Annotated in this window: 13 protein-coding genes and 1 riboswitch; of the genes, 4 read left to right on the top strand and 9 right to left on the bottom strand. The window is 45.6% G+C overall.

All coding sequences use genetic code 11. The features are described from left to right. Positions 1 to 82: 82 nt before the first annotated feature. Positions 83 to 259, bottom strand: a riboswitch (Lysine riboswitch). A 118-nt stretch (positions 260 to 377) separates the two neighbouring features. From AC0VXY_RS05490 to AC0VXY_RS05460, 7 genes are all read right to left on the bottom strand, one after another. Continuing rightward, the gene (locus tag AC0VXY_RS05490; protein ID WP_258262828.1) at positions 378 to 1025 is read right to left on the bottom strand and encodes a 2OG-Fe(II) oxygenase; all 648 of its coding nucleotides are present in this window, start codon (positions 1023 to 1025) and stop codon (positions 378 to 380) included. A 589-nt stretch (positions 1026 to 1614) separates the two neighbouring features. Next, positions 1615 to 2754: a mannitol-1-phosphate 5-dehydrogenase gene (locus AC0VXY_RS05485; protein ID WP_475527819.1), complete on the bottom strand. Its 1140-nt coding sequence runs from the start codon at positions 2752 to 2754 to the stop codon at positions 1615 to 1617. Positions 2755 to 2759: 5 nt separating this feature from the next. Continuing rightward, positions 2760 to 4829 carry a BglG family transcription antiterminator gene (locus tag AC0VXY_RS05480; RefSeq protein ID WP_475527209.1) on the bottom strand — a complete coding sequence of 690 codons (2070 nt, stop codon included), beginning with the start codon at positions 4827 to 4829 and terminating at the stop codon, positions 2760 to 2762. An 86-nt stretch (positions 4830 to 4915) separates the two neighbouring features. Then, on the bottom strand, positions 4916 to 6823 hold the full coding sequence (locus AC0VXY_RS05475) for a PTS mannitol transporter subunit IICBA (protein WP_475527818.1): 1908 nt from the start codon (positions 6821 to 6823) through the stop codon (positions 4916 to 4918). A gap of 196 nt (positions 6824 to 7019) precedes the next feature. Continuing rightward, positions 7020 to 9059: a DUF4179 domain-containing protein gene (locus AC0VXY_RS05470; protein WP_475527208.1), complete on the bottom strand. Its 2040-nt coding sequence runs from the start codon at positions 9057 to 9059 to the stop codon at positions 7020 to 7022. 159 nt (positions 9060 to 9218) lie between these two features. Continuing rightward, on the bottom strand, positions 9219 to 9551 hold the full coding sequence (locus tag AC0VXY_RS05465; RefSeq protein ID WP_435992614.1) for a hypothetical protein: 333 nt from the start codon (positions 9549 to 9551) through the stop codon (positions 9219 to 9221). Between the two features lie 130 nt (positions 9552 to 9681). Beyond that, positions 9682 to 10230 (bottom strand): hypothetical protein, encoded by a 549-nt coding sequence (locus AC0VXY_RS05460; RefSeq protein WP_475527207.1) that lies wholly within the window; start codon positions 10228 to 10230, stop codon positions 9682 to 9684. A 404-nt stretch (positions 10231 to 10634) separates the two neighbouring features. On the opposite strand from AC0VXY_RS05460, the gene asnB reads away from it, so the two are divergent. From asnB to AC0VXY_RS05440, 4 genes are all read left to right on the top strand, one after another. Continuing rightward, positions 10635 to 12458 carry an asparagine synthase (glutamine-hydrolyzing) gene (gene asnB / locus AC0VXY_RS05455; protein WP_475527817.1) on the top strand — a complete coding sequence of 608 codons (1824 nt, stop codon included), beginning with the start codon at positions 10635 to 10637 and terminating at the stop codon, positions 12456 to 12458. Between the two features lie 355 nt (positions 12459 to 12813). Next, entirely contained in the window at positions 12814 to 14514 is a 1701-nt protein-coding gene (locus AC0VXY_RS05450; RefSeq protein WP_475527206.1) for a S9 family peptidase, read from the top strand. Between the two features lie 14 nt (positions 14515 to 14528). Beyond that, on the top strand, positions 14529 to 14861 hold the full coding sequence (locus AC0VXY_RS05445; RefSeq protein WP_475527205.1) for an SdpI family protein: 333 nt from the start codon (positions 14529 to 14531) through the stop codon (positions 14859 to 14861). A gap of 534 nt (positions 14862 to 15395) precedes the next feature. After that, entirely contained in the window at positions 15396 to 15599 is a 204-nt protein-coding gene (locus tag AC0VXY_RS05440) for an IDEAL domain-containing protein (RefSeq protein WP_475527204.1), read from the top strand. Positions 15600 to 15716: 117 nt separating this feature from the next. On the opposite strand, the gene AC0VXY_RS05435 is transcribed toward AC0VXY_RS05440, so the two are convergent. Next, positions 15717 to 17486 (bottom strand): ABC transporter ATP-binding protein, encoded by a 1770-nt coding sequence (locus tag AC0VXY_RS05435; RefSeq protein WP_475527203.1) that lies wholly within the window; start codon positions 17484 to 17486, stop codon positions 15717 to 15719. Further along, positions 17483 to 19222, bottom strand: a complete 1740-nt coding sequence (locus tag AC0VXY_RS05430; protein WP_475527202.1) for an ABC transporter ATP-binding protein — start codon at positions 19220 to 19222, stop codon at positions 17483 to 17485. The genes AC0VXY_RS05435 and AC0VXY_RS05430 overlap by 4 nt, the downstream gene beginning before the upstream one ends. Positions 19223 to 19277: the final 55 nt, after the last annotated feature.

Raw genomic sequence — 19277 nt, 5'->3', positions numbered from 1 at the left:
ACAAAAAAACCGTATGAAGCAGATGCTCATACGGTTTTTCATCAAAGTTTACGGAAACAAGATGAAGACTATGTATTAACATCTCTTCAATAGTGCTCCACAACTTTTGCATTGTGACAGTCCAGCATTTCTTCAATGCTGGCCCAACAAAAAATAGAATTGGCTATTTTCTGCTTCGGCGATCTGCCTTTCCCAACTTATCCCGGAATCCATTATTCTCAAAGAAGGTACTCATCATTCTCGCGCCTCTATTATCAGAGAGTGACTGTATATTTTTATTGGAATAACTATATCATTCTCTTGAAATGGATGTCAATTGGTTTTTGATTGTTCTAAAAAGGAGGAGCATCCCACCCTTGGGTTACTCCTCCTTTCCATTACTTAAAAGCTTGCCTTCTCATCCACTGGGTCGCAGCCCATTTGTCCCCGATGACAACCGGTGCACCGCCATGGAGCGTCAAGTCATTCAATTCTTGATTATCATAAAAATATTCGAAGTAAACCGCCATTCCCTTTTGAGGAGAAACTGAGAGATTCAGCTTCGGGAAGTAGGTTTCCCCGCCTTCCTCTACGTCGTTTAAATACATGACAAGGGTACTGATCCTCGGGTTCTTCACCGGCCTTGCCGATGCCGAAAAGAAATCGAAGTGGGCCTTGTATTCCTGACCCGGTTTATAGTTCAGGATTTGAAGACCCTCCCCGTGCTCAACGGGTATATTCATAATCTGAGAGACTCGCTTTTCAACTCGTGTCACGACGTCATGACTTTCTTCTAAAAATACAGAACTGCTTGTTCTCAGTCCATCGACTGTCCTTGTATTCCCGATTTTTGAGCGTTCGACACGGTCTTTTGACAATTGGATGAGTTCATCACATTCTTCATGACTCAGTACATTGCCAAGCACGACGATCAGTGGCTCCTCCATTTTCGCGATGATCTGGATATCCCGGTCTTCCGTCTTGATCTTATTCCCGGTGTGGTGAAAAATCGTTTGTTCCTTTACAGCTATTTCAGTCGTATTCATTGCCAACTTTCATCAACCTCTTATCGTATTTTTAACATTCTGAATTCTTACATTATTGGAAGTATTCTTTAAATCTTCCTGACTCGAAAAAATGATAGCAATAATAGGCATAACTGTATATTTTATTCGGTTGTTTCCTCCTGGATGTCAAAGTATGAGAGTATATTTTACTATATTTTACACCCGGGATGAGGGGAATTCTATCTTTATTTTTTCTTTTTCCCCTGAAAAATAATGAGGGTGACTCAGGTGTAGGATTGGCGTGGGTTGGAGGGTGTCACAGAAAGGAGACGTATGGAAACCTTTATAATAAAACGAGTAGTGGTTGATTTCCACTCCAGGTGCTCGCTTTCCGCGGGGCGTGAGTTGAGCCTCCTCGGGCGCTGCCCTGCGGGGTCTCAACTTTCCCGCGTTTCCCGCAGGGAGTCGAGCACCTTCCGCTCCAATCAACTTTAAGGTTTAGTTTTTTACTATCATTGTCGTAAACGTCTTCCTCATCATTTTTTATTCACCAAATACATGGTCTGAAAAAATAACCTTCTAAAAAGAGCAAAAAAGACTGCCGGATCCCATCCGACAGTCTACAAATTTATTTCTTCAATGCTTCATACTGAACCAATACTTCCTTCACGATTTCACTATCCGCATCCAGTCCGCTCACTTCTTTCAAGACATGAGCAGGGCCATGCTCGTTGATCATGCTCTGGATTTCCTTGGCTTGTTCGTCTTCAGGATTGTCGAACAGTAACGCTGCTGCAATCGCTTTGGCGAGATACGAATAAGACAATCCCGCTTTTTGGGCTTCGGTGGTCGGACGGATCAAGCGGTCATCGGGACCAAGCTTCCTGATCGGCGCGCGTCCCACACGGGTGACGTCATCATTCAGGTAGGCATTTTTGAAGCGTTCGATGTTTTTATCAATATAAGCAAGGTGGTCGTTTTCATCGAGACCATATTGCTTCACAAGATAGGCGCCTGTTTCTTTCAACGTCTCCTTCACTTGTGCAGCGATTTCGTCATCGGCTAATGTCTGATCAATGGTAGATTTCCCTTTCAGATATCCAAGGTAAGCAATGACAGCATGTCCCGTGTTCACCGTAAACAGCTTCCGCTCGATGAATGGTGCAAGATCTTCGACAATCGTCATTCCTTCAACAGGCGGGATTTCTTCCGTCGTTTCAACCACCCACTCATAGTATGGTTCAACGAGGACGTCCAAAGAACCTTGATCCTGCATCGGTACAATGCGGTCCACCGCTGAATTGAAGAAGTAGACTTTGCCTTCAAGCTTTGCGACCGTTTCATCATCAAGATTTTCTAAAATATGCTTTTTCAAAATATCCGTTGCACCGATCTGGTTTTCACATGCGATCACGTATAACGGTTCTTCTGAAGAAGCCACTCGCTTAGCAATCCCTTTTGCGATCAGTGGAGCGATCCGTGGCAGGATGTTCGGTCCGATTGCGGTCGTCAAGTAAGTGGAGAGGCCAATCGTGTCGATCACATCCTCTTCCTGATGAAGATTGTTCAGGCCGGACACATTCTCGATCGTTTCCGTTTCCATCGACTCGGTTGCGAGTTTCACCTCATAGCGTCCTTCTTCATTCAGTTTATTGATTACTTGCTCCGCAATATCGACAAAGGTCACATGGTAACCTGATTGGGAAAACAATGCTCCGATAAACCCTCTGCCTATGTTTCCTGCTCCAAAATGTACGGCTTGTTTCAACATCATCATTCCTTTATCAAATTAGTTTGTAAGTAGTCCAGAAAGATTTCTTCCAGTTTCTTCAGGATGATCGCTTCATTCGTGGACGAATAAATCATCATCGATCTATGATCTTCGATTAAGCTTGTAGAGATCAGGCTGAGGATTTCCTGTTCCCGCCTGCTCAATACTTCCGGGGCAAGCATCAGGAGGAGGCTCTTCATCTCCATCTCCGCACCATCCATCCCCTTGATCTTGCAAGGTTCATCCAGATGGGCCACCTGGAAGATCAGTTTATTTACGTTGTCATCCCGGCAATGGAAAAGCCCCATATTCGTGTTCGGGATGCCCAGTCCGCCTTTCTTCTCCCTTTCCATCAGTTGGTCCAGGACCGCTCGAGGCTGTTGAAGAAGTCCGTCCCGGTTCACCTGGTCGACCATTTCACTAAGGATCCTCACATGATTTCCCGTCGACTGCTTTCGGTACACGCGAAAATTGGTAAGAATGGCTTCCATGCTGGAATGGACGTCTTTAATCTCCTGAAGGAGCATTCTCACTTCGGCTTTCCCATCAGACTTCGGTGATGGTTTCAAATATTTTTTCCTCGTCAGCTTCTCGACATTATTCTGCAGATAGCTTTGGATGAATCCGATGTCCTTCTCACTCAATAAGGGACTCACCAGAATGTACTCCACTTCAGTAAAGGGAAGCCTGACTGTAGAAATGACAATGTCGTACTCCTCAAGATTCGCTGTCTGGAAATCTTTTATCGAAAGAATTTCAACTTTGTTGATCATGCTCAGTTCCCGCTGGATGCGGCTGGCGAGCATCTTGGACGTCCCGATTCCTGTCGGACATACGACTACGGCTTGAATATTGACCTTTTCTTCATTCATCAGCATGGCGGAACCGAAATGAAGGACGATGAACGCCACCTCATCATCAGGAAACGAGATATCCTTAAACTCCATTTCCAGACTCTTTTTCACCGCTAAAAATAAGACCGGATACTTCTTCCTGATTTCATCCGTCAGGGGATTGAAAAGGTCAAGCTCCTGCTGCAACCGGAAGATGGACGGTCCCATATGGGCAAGGAGTCCTTGAAACAGGGAGAAATCATCGGACAGATCCACGTGGAGGTCTTCAGACACATCCTTGATGACATTTTTGATGAGATGTCCAAGGAGGATGCTGTCATAGTAAACGACTTCTGGATCCTGCACCTTTGATCCTTTCAAAATGACCGTCAAGAATTGGACGTCCAGATGGTTGATTGAAACGGAAAGCCGCTGTTTCAGTTCACCGCATATCATGTCCATCAACTGAAACTCACCCGATGCCTCTTCTTCAGATGGTTCCCTTTGCTGTAATCCGAAGTCTTCTTCGGTTCGCTGGACTGTCAGGCAGATATGCACGACAAGACCGATGTAATCGCTGTCCGTTAACGTGATCTGTTCGTCTGCTAAATGATGATTCACTACTTTATCGACGGCAAGTAAATAGTCCGGTTTGAAATAGCCGAGAACAGGTTCATCAAGGTGAAGACCCTGTTGCATCCCATAAAGAGCCTCGATAATGTCTTCATAAAAATGGACGAGGAAAAAACTTGCCAGGGCATGACGCTTGTCGGCTTCTTCTGCCACAAGCTCCACCCCAACCCCTCGTTTCCTCGTCAGGGTGATCCCATATTTTTGTAGCCAATCGGCAAGCTCATCCAGATAAGAGGACAAGGTCGTCACGCTGATTCCGAGCTGACGTGCCAGGACCTGTTTTTTAAAAGAAGGGCCTTCGTGCAGAAGGATGATCAGGAGATTAAGCTTTCGTTCCTCAGGGGTTTCGTCGGTCGGATGCACATCCGCAAGATTTTGTATTAAACGATAGATATGCTCATTCTTCCCATCGATGAACAGACCTTCATTAGCCGTCCTCTTTAATTCCAAATGAAACTGTTTTAAAATGCTTTCGATTGATTTCAAATTTCGCTGTACGGTTCTCCCGCTCACATTCAAAAACGCAGAAAGAGAGTAAACGGTATGTTTCCCCGATGTTTTTACAATCAATTCTATAATGGATTTTTCCCTTGATGTAATAAACATCCTTCCCCCTCTTTCCCTATCATGAGCTTTTTTCCAAAAGAAATGAGAACAGAAAGGCAGGGATCCCGCCTTTCTGAATGATTACTCTAGTTGCTGTTGATGATATCTTTCAGTTCTTTGGCTGACTTCGCCTGAACCATCTGGTCGACGTTTTCCTGCTCTGAGCAGACAACGGCGATGCCAGACAGGATTTCAAGATGTGTACCGTCTTTACCGGCGATACCGAAGATCATCTTCGCCTTCTCTCCGTTGAAGTCGACGCCGTCCGGAACTTGAACGACGGTGAATCCTGATTTGATGACGGCTTTCTTCGCGTCTTCCGTACCATGTGGAATCGATACATTATTACCCATATACGTAGATGTGATTCCTTCTCTATCAATCATAGCATCTACATAGCTTTCTTCCACATATCCTGCTTTAACAAGAGCTTCTCCAGCGAAACGGATCGCTTCTTCTTTTGTGGAAAATGACTGATTCATGAAGATGTTCTCTTCAAGCAGTAGATCATCATCGTGATCTGCATTCGGTTCGGCGTTCACCGCTTCTTCCTCTGCCTCTTCAACAACCTCTGCCTGTTCATTCGTGATCCCGTCCTGAAGACTCGCGATCAGCTTGTCATACTCAGGGCTGGATAAGAAGTTATCCACTGAGATATGATACGCATTCGGAAGTTTATTTTTCGCACGAGGCGTCAATTCTTCCTGTGTGATGACCACTTGTGCATCTGATGGAAGATTACTGATGGATGTGTTCGTGACGCTGACATCCAGATTTGCTGCCTTCACTTTCTTACGAAGGAGGGAAGCACCCATGGCACTTGATCCCATCCCTGCATCGCAGGCAAAGACGATTTTGTTCACTTCTTCAGGCATAGTCCCATTGCTCACATGTCCGGCAACGGAACTCTTCTTGCCTTTCATTTCCTGCATTTTCTTTGTAGCGCCTTCAATATCCTCGTCTGTCGCTTTGCTTGATTTCAAGACGATGGCAGACACGATGAAGGACACAACTGTTGCAACAAGGACCGCTGCAAAGTTAGCCAGATACGCCATTCCTTCAGGAGGTGTAACCGCGGTAATCGCGATGATACTACCAGGTGACGCTGGTGATACCAGTCCCCCACCTAATAAAACAAGAGTAAATACTCCGCTCATTCCACCAAGGATGACGGATATGAACAGCATCGGCTTCATTAATACGTATGGGAAGTAGATTTCATGAATCCCACCAAAGAAGTGAATGATTCCTGCTCCTGGCGCCGATTGCTTCGCTGTTCCTTTTCCAAAGAACATAAAGGCTAAAAGAACACCAAGACCTGGTCCCGGGTTTGCTTCCAATAGGAATAGAATCGATTTTCCACCCTGTTGAACCTGCTCCAAACCAATTGGTGACAGGACACCGTGGTTAATGGCATTATTTAAAAATAAAATCTTCGCCGGTTCGATCAGGATACTTGTTAACGGAAGCAGTCCAGCTGCTACGAGCCAATCCACACCTTCAACAAGTAGACTTGTGAAGGCATCTACGGCAGGTCCGACACCTAAGAATGCCAGAATCGCCAGGATTCCTCCCAGGATACCCGCTGAGAAGTTATTCACGAGCATTTCAAACCCTGCTCTGATCTTTCCTTCGATCAATCCGTCAAACTTCTTGATTACATATGCTCCCAAAGGACCCATAACCATGGCACCTAAGAACATCGGTGTATCCGGTGCACCGACAATGACACCCATTGTCGCGATCGCACCCACGACACCACCACGCTGGTCGTGTACGAGCTTACCTCCTGTATACCCGATCAATAACGGCAACAGATACGTAACCATCGGCCCGACCAGTTTGGCAAGGCTTTCATTTGGAAAGAACCCAGTTGGTATGAACAACGCTGTAATTAAACCCCAAGCGATAAAGGCGCCTATATTCGGCAGAACCATAGAACTGAGGAAGTTACCAAACTTTTGTACCGCAACTTTCATATTGGATTGCGCCACTTCTCTCATCCTTTCATGTATAGATAATGATTTCTTATTTTAATGATAGGCCTTACAGCATGGAGGTTTCAAGAATGATGAAAACTAACTTTGTCACCCTGGTGACGACAAACCTATTGTTTCTCTGATTGGGGAAGATATTCCCTTGGAGGACCAAGAAAAAAGGGAACAGCATTGTACTGTTCCCTTCACCCGGTTAATCCAGCTTCACCTTCACCCAATCGTCCAGGTATTGGGTGGTGCTGTAGCCGTCGATCACAAGCTCGGTCGGTATGACGTCATCATTTGTGCCATCGTTGTAAAAATCAATGGTTTGTTTCGTTTCAAAGTAACGTGGCTCCTCTAATTTCTCGTACTCATATGACCCCGGCTCGAACATCTTGCCATCTTTGTCCATCAATATGCCATCACCGCCACTTACACCGATTGAGTAGTAATCTTCCTCTTCTTCAGCAGTCCGATAATAGATATAGTTCACATTTTCATATTCACGGTCTTTCGGCAAATCGTGTGTGAGGGTCACTTGTGTCGGGCTACCGATTTTGATGTCGTCGATGGTGATCGTGTTTCCGAGATACTCAGTAGTATCTGGCAACTCTTTATTTACATCGAGTTCAATGACTTTTTGATCCTTTACAAATAGATGAGCCGATCCAAATCGGATGGTCACTATCTTAGGATCATCAAAATAGAGTGTGTCAAAGGCTGTTTTAAAGGAATTCCATCCCTCATTGTCTGAATATCCGCCGTACATCATGCCTCCGAATTGATCCGCCTTCCATTTTTTATCTTTCGATTCAATCGACTCAAAGGTCATCATGTCGATCCGCCCTTCCTTTTCTTGCTCCTGAAAGCTATATTCAAGAACCGTTGCGGTCGGGGCAATCATCATTTGATCCAATCGGACGGGAATGCCTGCCACTTCCATTTTCTTATCCAGCTTATGGACACGGGATGGCTTCTTTTCGAATGGAATCTCAAAACTCCAGCCCCCTTCGGCAAATCTCATTTCCCCGCCGCCGATTAATTCACCGGTTGAAGGGTCTTCGTTTAATTGCATGAGTCGTACAATCTGTAATTTTATCGTCCCCTCGTCCACTGAGACCGGCTGGAGACTGATGGTTCCTCTATAGACATTTTTCTTATCATTATGCAGGTTTTCTTGATCCCGGGGAGGAGAGTAGAAACTGGATTGCTCGTCCCTCTTCATGACATCGTATTCGTTCTCGATGATGACTCCTTCATAAGGGTTCATCAGATAACGATTTTCTCCCTTGAGATCTTCTACTTCATAAAAGACGAGCGTCTGCACGTCATCCGCGACAACACTCTTAATCGTGACCTTCACTCCGTCACTCTCTGCTTCAAGGTTCAGACGTTCACCGAGATTATGCTGAAGAATCGCTCGCAGTTGTTCATCTTCTTCCGTGTAAGAATAGTAGAGGCTTGCAAACCCACCTGTGACAAATCCTGCAACGATCAGGAGTACAAACACTCCCGCGAAGGAAAGCAGAATCGATTTCCGTTTCTTTCTCCGCTTCTGTCTCTCTGCTTCCCTTTGATCCAGCCTTTTTCTGACTTTCTCCATGACATCTGGCGGGAGATGAGTCTCTTCTGCCAATTTGGCAAGTGCGAGGGTCACTTCCTGAAACGAAGCGAGGTCTTCCTGACAATCCGTGCAATGATATATATGTATTTCAAAATCCACCTTTTCCGGTCGATCCATGGTTCTTCCCAAGTAAGCCAGATAATGCTTCTGATATTCATGGCAGCCTTCAAGCTCAGGGGCGTTCCCCATCGTTTCCCGAAGCTTCCGTATGCCTCTGAATAAGCGGGATTGCATTTCATCAATCGGAATATCAAGTATCCGGGCGGCCACATCCTGGTCGCACCCTTTCATATAGACTAATGCCACCGCTTCTTTTTCAGCTGATTCCAGGTGATGAAATGGGTGAAAGGGGTCATCATCTGAACCCAAAGAATGTACGGATTCCTCTTGACACTCCTCCAGAAAAATCCTTGTACCCGAATGAGCATTCTTCCTTTTACGTGCCTCATCCTCCAGGCGGATAATCGAGCGAAAAAAAAGATCCTCCATTTCTTGATGACGCTTGGAGTAAACCCGGCCCAGTGCATAGAACGAATGCTTCTCCTCTTCGAACCGGGCAATGATCGATTCCAATTCCCTTTCATATGTCCTGCTGACCGGTACGGTACCGGTTTCCAATTTCGCCATAGCTGTCTTCCCTCCTTCCATTTTCCTACTAGTAATTATTTCAAAATTCCCAATACTTCACAATCCTTTTCTTGAAAATTGATTGAGTCATCTGATATTTTACATCGATTATACCAAAAGAAGGTCCGGATCACGTTGGATCCAGACCTTCTTCTTATATTATAATCGATCGATTTCACCCAACTGGGATTGCATATCCAACTTCACCATCTCTTGTGCTTTAGAAAAGGTAAACACTTCATTCGATACCCAGTGATTATACAATTTAGCCAGAGCGTTCCGGTGATAGACGGTGCCTTTCACCTCTGTAAAGAAATAGATGATCAACAGGTTGGTCACGTCGGCTGGAAGGTTCTTCTTACGATCTATCCCCTTCAACGAAAGGATATCTAATCCTCTTAATGGACTGCCGATCACGGTTTCTGCCATGTGAAAATGATCAGCTGTCTGACATAGTGCCACAAGATCCGGACTCAATTCTTCAAATTTCAAGTGAATTCCCCTTTTATATATTACATAGATAGTGAACGAAAGATCGTTACACTTTTAGGTCCTCTTAGATTGTAAGATTAACTACTATGTAGTATAACAAAAAAATGGTACAGGCAGACACTCCAATATGTTAATTTTTACTCAACCAAAACTCCATGACCTTTTCATTTGTGGAAGGATAGATCAACCTATTCACCTGGAGCTCCGTCAGATAGCACTCGGTGACCCAATCAGGCAGGTTTATACTCTTCTCCTTCCAAAGACGGGTTCGCTCCAATGCATCCTCCACACTCATCTTCACCCATGTGTCGGTAGTCATATTCTCTCTCTCGCCGGATTCCTCTTCCGCCAACGGATGAAGGGAACGATTGTAGTATGGGATGCCCTCACCGACGTGGCTTATGTTCCTCACCCATATGGTGCTTTCCTTGGGAAGAAAACCTATCGTCCTCATACCTGACGCTTGCATGGGATTCTCCTCCAAATAGCAGAAACAACCGTACCAGTCACGGTCTACCTCTTTCGGGAAGATTATTTCTGTCGTGTAAATGGATTGGCCGGTATGAAACAAATTATGGACTACTCGGTTGATAAAAACCGGATCCTTTTCCTTATGTTTGGTAGGTGATCCACATGTGAAACCATTGTGATGGAAACGGATCATCTTGACGAATTGCATGGCGCCCCTCCTTCTACGGTGAATTTTATTCAAGGGCATACCTCACCAAATTCACTCTATAATAGAGGTAATTCCCTTTATAGATTGACTTCAAACAAAGGATGATGGAATTATAAAAAAAGAGCGTTCATGTAAACGCACCTTCTAGAGTCGACGTACCTTGTTTCAGAACACATTGCCTTTTATAAGGCAAAGGACATGAATTTTTAGGAATCAACTGACAGGAACCGATGACCTTTTACATTTTTTCTCAGAAGTCAGCCGCAATCCTTTGACGTCCGCTGAAGAAGAGATTTACCATTTAACCTGACCCCGTAAAAGGGATCGATATAGCCAATAGATAATATCCATTTCATGGTGAGCACTCACCATGAATGAACTCTAAGAAAGAAGGCGTATGGAATATGTGTGGAATTGCAGGCTGGATTGATTGGTCAAGAGACCTTACCAATGAGGGACGGACACTGAAAAACATGACCGATGCCATTGAGCACCGGGGACCGGATGCAGAAGGAAGCTGGCTGCAAGGTCATGCCGCCCTCGGGCACCGCAGATTAATCGTCATCGACCCGGATGGCGGTAAACAGCCGATGCTCTATCAAAACGGTAAGAACACGATTGCTTTAACGTACAATGGAGAGCTTTATAATTATCTGGAGCTGCGTAATGAGCTTACGGAGAAGAATCATCAATTTACAACGAACTCCGATACAGAAGTGCTACTGCATGCTTACCTTGAATGGGGCGAAGATTGCGTCCATCATTTTAACGGCATCTTCGCTTTTGGAATCTGGGATGAGGAGCAAGAAAGGCTCATGCTCGGTCGTGACCATTTGGGGGTGAAACCCTTATTTTATACGTTAAAAGAAGACAGAATACTGTTCGGCTCGGAAATCAAAGCTTTACTTGCCCACCCGGACGTTCAGGCAGAAATTGATACAGAAGGCTTATCTGAAGTATTTGGACTTGGTCCGATGAAGACACCTGGAAAAGCCATTTTCAAAAATATACAAGAAGTCCGGGCTGGCCATTATTTGACTATCACCAAAAATGATCGAAACACCGTACAATACTGGAAGCTTGAAAGCAAAGAACATACCGATGATATAGAGACAACGGTCCGTACGATACGGGAACTGCTCGAGGATACAGTCAAACGGCAGTTAATCGCAGATAAACCACTCGTGTCCATGCTCTCAGGCGGCCTGGACTCAAGTGGACTGACGGCCATCGCCGGGAAAGAATTTAAAAAGGACAACAAGTCACTTCCGACGTATTCCATTGACTTCGTGAACAATGAAGAAAGCTTCAAGGAAGACTTCCTGAGACGCGACCTTGATGAACCATGGGTGAAGAGGGTCTCAGAGCATGTCGGGACGGATCATACTTCGATTGTATTTGATGCGGAGAAACTAGTAGATAACCTCCTCGCCCCTATGCGTGCAAGGGACATGCCGGGAGTCGGCGAAATCGAGACCTCCCTTTACCTTTTATTTAAGGAAATGAAAAAAGATGCCACCGTCGCATTGTCTGGGGAATCCGCCGATGAAGTGTTCTCCGGGTATCCGTGGTTCCATCAAGAGGAGTTCCTCGATGCCGATGTGTTCCCGTGGCTCCTGAATATCGGAGGGATCGCCGGTGTCCTGAAGAAAGACCTGCAAGATAAGCTGAACATCAAGAAATATCAAAAGCAGCGCTATCAGGAAGCACTTGCAGAGCTACCGTTATTAGAAGGGGAAAGCGATGTTGAAGCGAAGCAAAGAAGGATGTCATATATGTTCATCACCCGCTTCCTTCCCTTTATGCTCGACCGGAAAGACCGGGCAAGCATGATGACGGGCTTTGAAGTCCGGGTACCCTTCTGTGACTACCGCCTTGTGGAATACCTGTGGAATATCCCGTTCGAGATGAAGAATATCGATGACATCGAAAAGGGTATCTTACGCCGTGCGTTTGAAGGATATCTACCCGATGATGTGCGGAATAGAAGGAAGAGCGCCTACCCTAGTACGAAGGATGATGCGTATCTTGCAGGAGTCCAGAAGTGGATGACTTCCATATTGGATGATCCTTCTTCCCCGATTCTTGAGTTGATCGACGTAGAGGCTGTCAGAAAGATTGGTGCAGGAGAAAGCAGCCTTCCTGATTCCAGTGTAAAAGGTTTATTGGATTATTTAATCCAAGTGAATGGATGGTTGAAAGAGTACAATATTAAAGTGGCCATATAATCTGAAGGAGCCGTGGGGACAGGCCCCCCTGGCTCCTTTTCCTGTTCATGGGGGATGGTGCTGCGTCGAATTGTATAAGTATTTATCAATTTCCGGGGAAATAGTTGTAGAAGTATGTAAGATTATTGCCTATCGGATGTCTAACCAGGCTAATGGTAGCAGGATTGATTCATTTCCTGAAGTTTATCCTCATTTATTTTATCTTGCCTATCCCCCTAGCAAATGGAATAATATACCTATAAATGAGTGTAATTCCAAGGAGGAATGACCTATCCGCACTGCAACTGAAGTCGAACATTATTTCCACACTACTGAAATCAGCACCTTCACCATTAATGAAAATGAAAACAAACTCGTGTTCAGCACGAACCTTAACGGGACCTTTAATCTATGGGCCATGGATCTACCTCATCTGTTTCCTTATCGGTTAACGACCATTAACCAGAATAGCAGCCTCATCCATATTCATCAAAATCAAATCGTTGCAACCTTCGAGAAGGATGGCGATGAAAATCAGCAATTGCATCACATGCCCTTATCAGGGGGTACCCCTATCCCCTTCCATGAAGAGGAATCCGGTTCCACTTGCTATCACGCCTGCTTTACAGATCAGGAAATGTACTACTCTACCAACCACGAAAACCCATTGTTGAACATTTATAAAACCGATTTACAAACGGGCCATACCACTCTTATCCAACAAGGTGATCATGGTCCGATCGTTGTGGCAGCCGCCTCTTCCGACGGGTCTTATGTCTATACAGAAACGTACTCCAACACCCATTCCACTGCCTTTTACCAGACTGGTGATACGAAAGTGCCCCTGGTACCGGATGTTAACACCGCTCATACGATCAAGGATATTTACTTGACCAGGGAGTTTATTTATTTCACAACGAACTATGGAAAAGAATTTTCATATCTTGCTTCTTTTAACCTTTTAACCTATGAATTCCACCCTCTGTTTGCATTAGATAAAGAAGAAATCACTTCGATCCAGTTCCACCCACAATCGAATACGATCTTCATGACGGCGGAAAAAGGTGTAAGGGATCATCTATATGTCTATGAAATGTCGACGGGTGAGGGAGAGAGAATCGATATCCCCTGCGATGTCGTCAAAAAAATAAAAGTCACCAAGAATGGAAGCCTCTTTGTGCTTGGAATTTCTGCTGACAAAACGGATACCATTTTCAAAAGGGAAACGAACGGCTGCTGGACACTGGTGACGAATACCAAAGTACTTGGAATGCCTGATGGAAACATGATTAAACCGGACGTCGTCCACTACGAAAGCTATGATGGCCTGGAAATTGAAGCCCTGCTGTACAGACCAAAGAAAACAAATGGAGTCACCATCCTCTGGCCGCATGGGGGACCCCAGAAAGCAGAGCGTATGATCTACAGACCTCTGATTCAGTATCTCGTCCAAAGCGGCTATACCCTCTTCGCCCCCAACTTCCGAGGCAGTAAATGCTACGGGGCAACATTCGAGAAGATGGTGGAACAGAACTGGGGGGACGGACCTCGCCACGACTGTGTGGCTGGATTGGATTGGCTTATACAGGAAGGGATTGCAGAAAAGGGCAAAATCGTGTCGATGGGCGGAAGCTATGGCGGCTATATGAGTCTGCTTCTCGCTGGACGACATCCTGAGTATTTCTGTGGGATTGTCGATATATTTGGCATATCGAATCTATTAACCTTCCTGAAAAATGTTCCGGCAAGTTGGAGAACCCTTATGGATCAAATGGTGGGAAATCCCGAAACAGACTATGAAAAGCTTGTAAGAGACTCACCTATTACCTATATCGACCATATGAATTCTCCGATGTTCATCATACACGGGGAGAACGATCCGAGGGTGAAGACTGAGGAGTCGGAGCGGATTGTAGATGAATTAAAACACAAAGGGGTCTCTGTTGAGTATCTCTTGTTTCATGACGAAGGTCATGGTTTTTCTAAAAAGAAGAATGAAATGCGGGCTAACAAAGAAATTCGCAGATTTCTGGATGGACTGGTGGAAGCAGATCATGAATGCCGTCTCCAAAGATAGAGAGGCTTTTTAAAATGAATAATATTGGCGTTTCTCTCACACATATAAGTGCTTCCCTCATTTTCATCGGTATCAGCATTCCGTTACTTTTAGGGAAAATCAAGATGAATACGTATTATGGGATCAGGATTTCAAAATCATTCGAATCTGATGAAGCCTGGTTTAAGATCAATCGATATGGGGCCTTGCAGATAATTCTATGGTCTGTCCCTTTATTCCTGGCTGGAATGGTCTTTTTGTTTTTGCCTCCCTTTACGGAGACAGCTGAGGTTGTTCTGGTTTTTTTACCGTGTGTGTGGCTCGTTCCACCTGTTGTACGAACTTTCTTTTATGCTAAAGAACTGTAATCATTGCATGTCTCAAAGGAAATCCGGCCTCATAAATGCCAAATCTCCTTTTATTGAAGACATTTTTTGATTTCCCTCTTGCTCTGAAACCCGTTTCATACTTTATATTGAAATAGAAGGTGAGAAATCACATTCAAATGATTGGCGTAACGCATGTAATGCGGCGTGACAATCTCCTCCTGAAGTGTTCATATTATATGGACACTTTTTTTCATGTCCACTTATGTGTAATTCTTGCTGATATGAATTAAGGATGACGATTTGGATGAACTATTCATCCCGGAGCTGGAGGATGAAATGTGATAGCCATTAAAAAATATCAGACACTACTATTATTAGCCTTCCTGGCGATCTGGGATAACGAAACCCCCGATTCTGAAAAGAGTCGGGGGTTCTCAGTTTACCTTAATAATGCTCCTATATGCAGAATACACCCTGAACCAAGGTCGAGGGCAAGAATATTTTTTTAATAAAATGTTTGAATATTCTATAAATGGTTAGTATAATAGAAAAAAGGTCAAGGAGCTGATTTTCATGAAGAAGTATTTGCTGAACTCACCACAGTCTGATGTAAATCATATGGATTCCCTATTTGCAGAAATGATATTGGACGAGGCACTGCTGACATTTCGGAAAAAGCAAATCGCACAAGATATTGACCAGGCATTATATAACCGGAATAAAAAAGAATTCCTGCGGTTGACGGAGGAATTGAAGGAAATCCAGAGTGTGGAATAATTAAATATGACAATAAATAAAAAGAGGACCATTCCCTACTGATTTGTAGGTGGAAATGGATCCTCTTTTATGGTTTAAGAATCGTTTTCTTTTATACTAAATCCAACCTACATGACCTCACGACACATAATCAATCGTCGCCCCGCCAATTTCCACTTCCCTGCCAAAGAGTCTCGAATAGACACCGGATTGATTCTGAAGAAGTTCAGCGTGTTTTCCTTGCTCTGCAATCCGTCCATCCTCCAGGACGACGATTTGATCCGCAGACAGGACCGTCGATAGCCGGTGGGATACGATGATGATCGTTTGATTCTTCCCGGCTCTCAGTACGGCTTCGTTGATCTTCGTTTCCGTTATCGGATCAAGTGCGGAGCTTGCTTCATCCAGGATCAAGATAGGCGCGTCCTTCAATAATGCCCTGGCAAGTGACAGACGCTGTTTCTGTCCACCCGATAAGAGGCTTCCCCTTTCACCGATCGATGTATGAAGCCCTTCCGGCAGCGTCTCGATCAGATCACCGAGCCCGCTGTCTTCGAGTGCTTTCAAAAGTTCCCTGTCCGTCGCATCCCGCTTTCCGATCCGCAGATTATCAGCCAATGTTCCACTCCTCAGCATGACATCCTGGGTGACAATGGCCATCTGCGACCGCAGCCACGCTGTATCCCACTCCCTAATATCCCTGCCATCCACTTCAATCAGGCCGACTCCCGTATCATAGAGCTTGAATAAGAGATCGACAATCGTGGATTTGCCTGATCCGCTCGGGCCGACCAGTGCCCATTTTTCCCCGGCACCAATGGAAAAAGAAACACCCTTTAATACATTTTCATCTTTACCAGGATAAGAAAATGCGACGTCCTGAAGACGGATGCTGCCGATAGCCCGTTCACCGGCGATGCCTTCTGACACCTCAGCTTCCGACACTTCCTCGGCAAGCAAAATTTCTGAACGATCCAACGCAGGACCTGTTCTTCTGACAGAAAGCCAGTTTCTGAGAAGCCTTTGCATCTCATTTGCCGCAATGGTCACGAGTCCACCGGCTGTCAGCATCTGGCCACTTGTCAGTCCTTGATTCCAGATTAAGAGCGTACTGATCAAATAAACCAGTCCCAGGGCAAATCCGTTATAACTCGCAATGACGACAACGGATTGCATCCTCGCTTTCAGTTCTTTCACCGAGTGCTGCACGAAGCTGTCACGGATGGAGATCACGCTGTCCACTTCACTCTCCGACACGCCCATGACCCGGGAGAGATGGATGCCCGTCACTGACTCTCTCAATCTTTCAAGATATCTCGACGCTTCTTTCCTGGCATCCGCTGACGCCATTCGGGTTCTTGCTCCTACGACATTAGAAGTCCAGTAGAAAATCACGCCAAGGACGACGCTTGTAATCATCAGGTAAGGATGAATCCATAGGAGCACCAGGCTGTAAATAAAGACCCCCTGCACGCTTGCCATGAAAGTGGAGCCTTCCCACGCCAGAAAATTGTGAAGTGTGTCCGGATCATCCGATACCCTTGCAAGCATCTCCCCTGTGGAATTATGATGGTAAAACGAATACGGGACAATCTGCAGATGGCGGAACAGACGAAGCTTCTGCCAATTCGTCACGGTCTTTGCGGTCTGATGACAGAAATACTCGTCGATGACCATCATGACCAGATCCAGTACTGCAGATAAAATCAGTAGCCACATCAATCCCCATAGCCAGTTATAGTGTTCGTTGGGAATGATCGTATCCACGAGCCAGCTTAAGGCAAGAGTCGGGATCAATGCCGAGAATACCTGGCTGATGGCGATGACGATGGAGTCCGCGATGACCCATTTTTTATACGGTCGGAGAAAGCTCAGTACTCTTCTGCCGTCGCGATTCTTGGCGCTCATCCGATCATCTCCCTTTCAAGTTCGCTGTATTGAGCCTTGTATAATTCATAATACTTCCCTTGCATTAAAAGCAGTTCTTCATGAGTGCCTTTTTCCGCCACGACTCCTCCATCGAGAAGAATGATGACATCGGCATTCCTTACGGTGACAAGACGGTGGGCGATGGTGATCGTTGTCCGTCCCGGAATCAGTTTTTCCAAGGAAGCCTGCACCCGCTCTTCCGTTTCACCGTCAAGGGAAGAAGTCGCTTCATCGAAGATCAGAACAGGCGGCTGTCTAAGGATGGCACGAGCCATGGCCACCCTTTGCCTCTGTCCGCCTGAAAGTTTCAATCCCCTCTCCCCGACGATCGTTTCATATCCTTCCTCCAGTGAAAGGATCAACTCCTTCAACCCTGCCGCTTCTACAGCCTGATCGAGTTCTTCTGTCGTCGCATCGGGTTTTCCGTACAACAGATTTTGCCGGAGTGTACTATTTAAGAGGAAAGTTTCCTGGGATACGACCCCTACCTGCTTGCGGAAGCTGTTCCGGTTATAGTCGAATAGATTCTTGTCATCGATCATCACCGAGCCCTGCTGTGGTTCATACAATCCAAGTAACAGCTGGACAAGCGTACTCTTCCCTCCGCCACTCGTTCCGACGATCCCGATATGGTTCCCCTGTTCGAGAGACAAAGAAACGCCTTTTAAGACCTGCTTATCCGTCCCGGGATACGAAAACCATAGATTCTGTAAGTCTATTTTTCCTTTTACAAGACCAAAAGCAGGAAGCTTCTCTTCATGTTCTTCCGGCAGATCGAAATATTCGTAAATCCGCTGCAGGGCCGGAATCGCCTGCTGAATGGTCAAGGCATGTTCTGCCATGGATCTCACGGGTAAAAACATGATGGGAATGAAGCTCAGGCAGGCAACGAGCGTACCGATCGTGATCGTTCCGTCCCAGATCGCCCAGCCTCCGATCAGCATGACCACACCAGGTGCTGCGATATTAAAGAGATTCCCGAGGCGCCAATTCACCTTTCCGATCAGTGCTGCCCGGATCGAGAATTGTTTCCAATCACTCAGCTTCTTCTCCTGCGTGCCAACTTCCATATCCTGCGTCTGATAAGTCCTCACCAGTCGGACACTTTCAATGCTTTCCTGCAGGTGCTGATACATATCCGCACTCATCTCCCGCTGGACCGCGCTCATCTTCCGCATTTTTTTCCCCAATGTAAAGGAAGGAATGATATAAATGGCAAAAACCGCGAACATGACGATCGCCGCAGGCCAGAATAAAACAAACACCGTTGAAAAGGCAGCGACCGCTCCCACCACCTGCTGCAGAATGCGGGGTACGACCGTATTATTAAGGTTCTGAATCGATTCCACATCGTGTGTTAGACGGAAGAGCATATCCCCCCTCGGCGTCTTCGAGAAAAACGACATCGGGGTCCGGTGCAACTTCCTGAACGCCCGGATCTGCATATCTGTGATCACATCAAGCCCGATCTTGACCTGCACATATTCCTGCATTGTTTCAAACAGGGACTTTCCGAGATAAGCTCCGAGAATCCCGCCTACTACCCAGACAAGAAAGTTCAGATCCCCTCCGACAATGACGTCATCTACCAACCTCTTCACGAGAATCGACGGAACGATGGTAAAGAGACCTCCGATGACGGAAAAAACGAGTGCCACTAAAAGCTTCCTCCAATAAGGCTTAAAATGATTTAAAGTTATTTTTAATAAGTTCATGTTGAACCCCCTCACAAAATTCTATTTTATACCAACGGATGAAAATATTCACTAT

It is taken from the genome of Rossellomorea sp. QJM3NY_18 (genome assembly GCF_056173145.1).
Note: the sequence above shows the minus strand (reverse complement) of the source record. Positions and strands in the feature narration are given on the sequence as shown.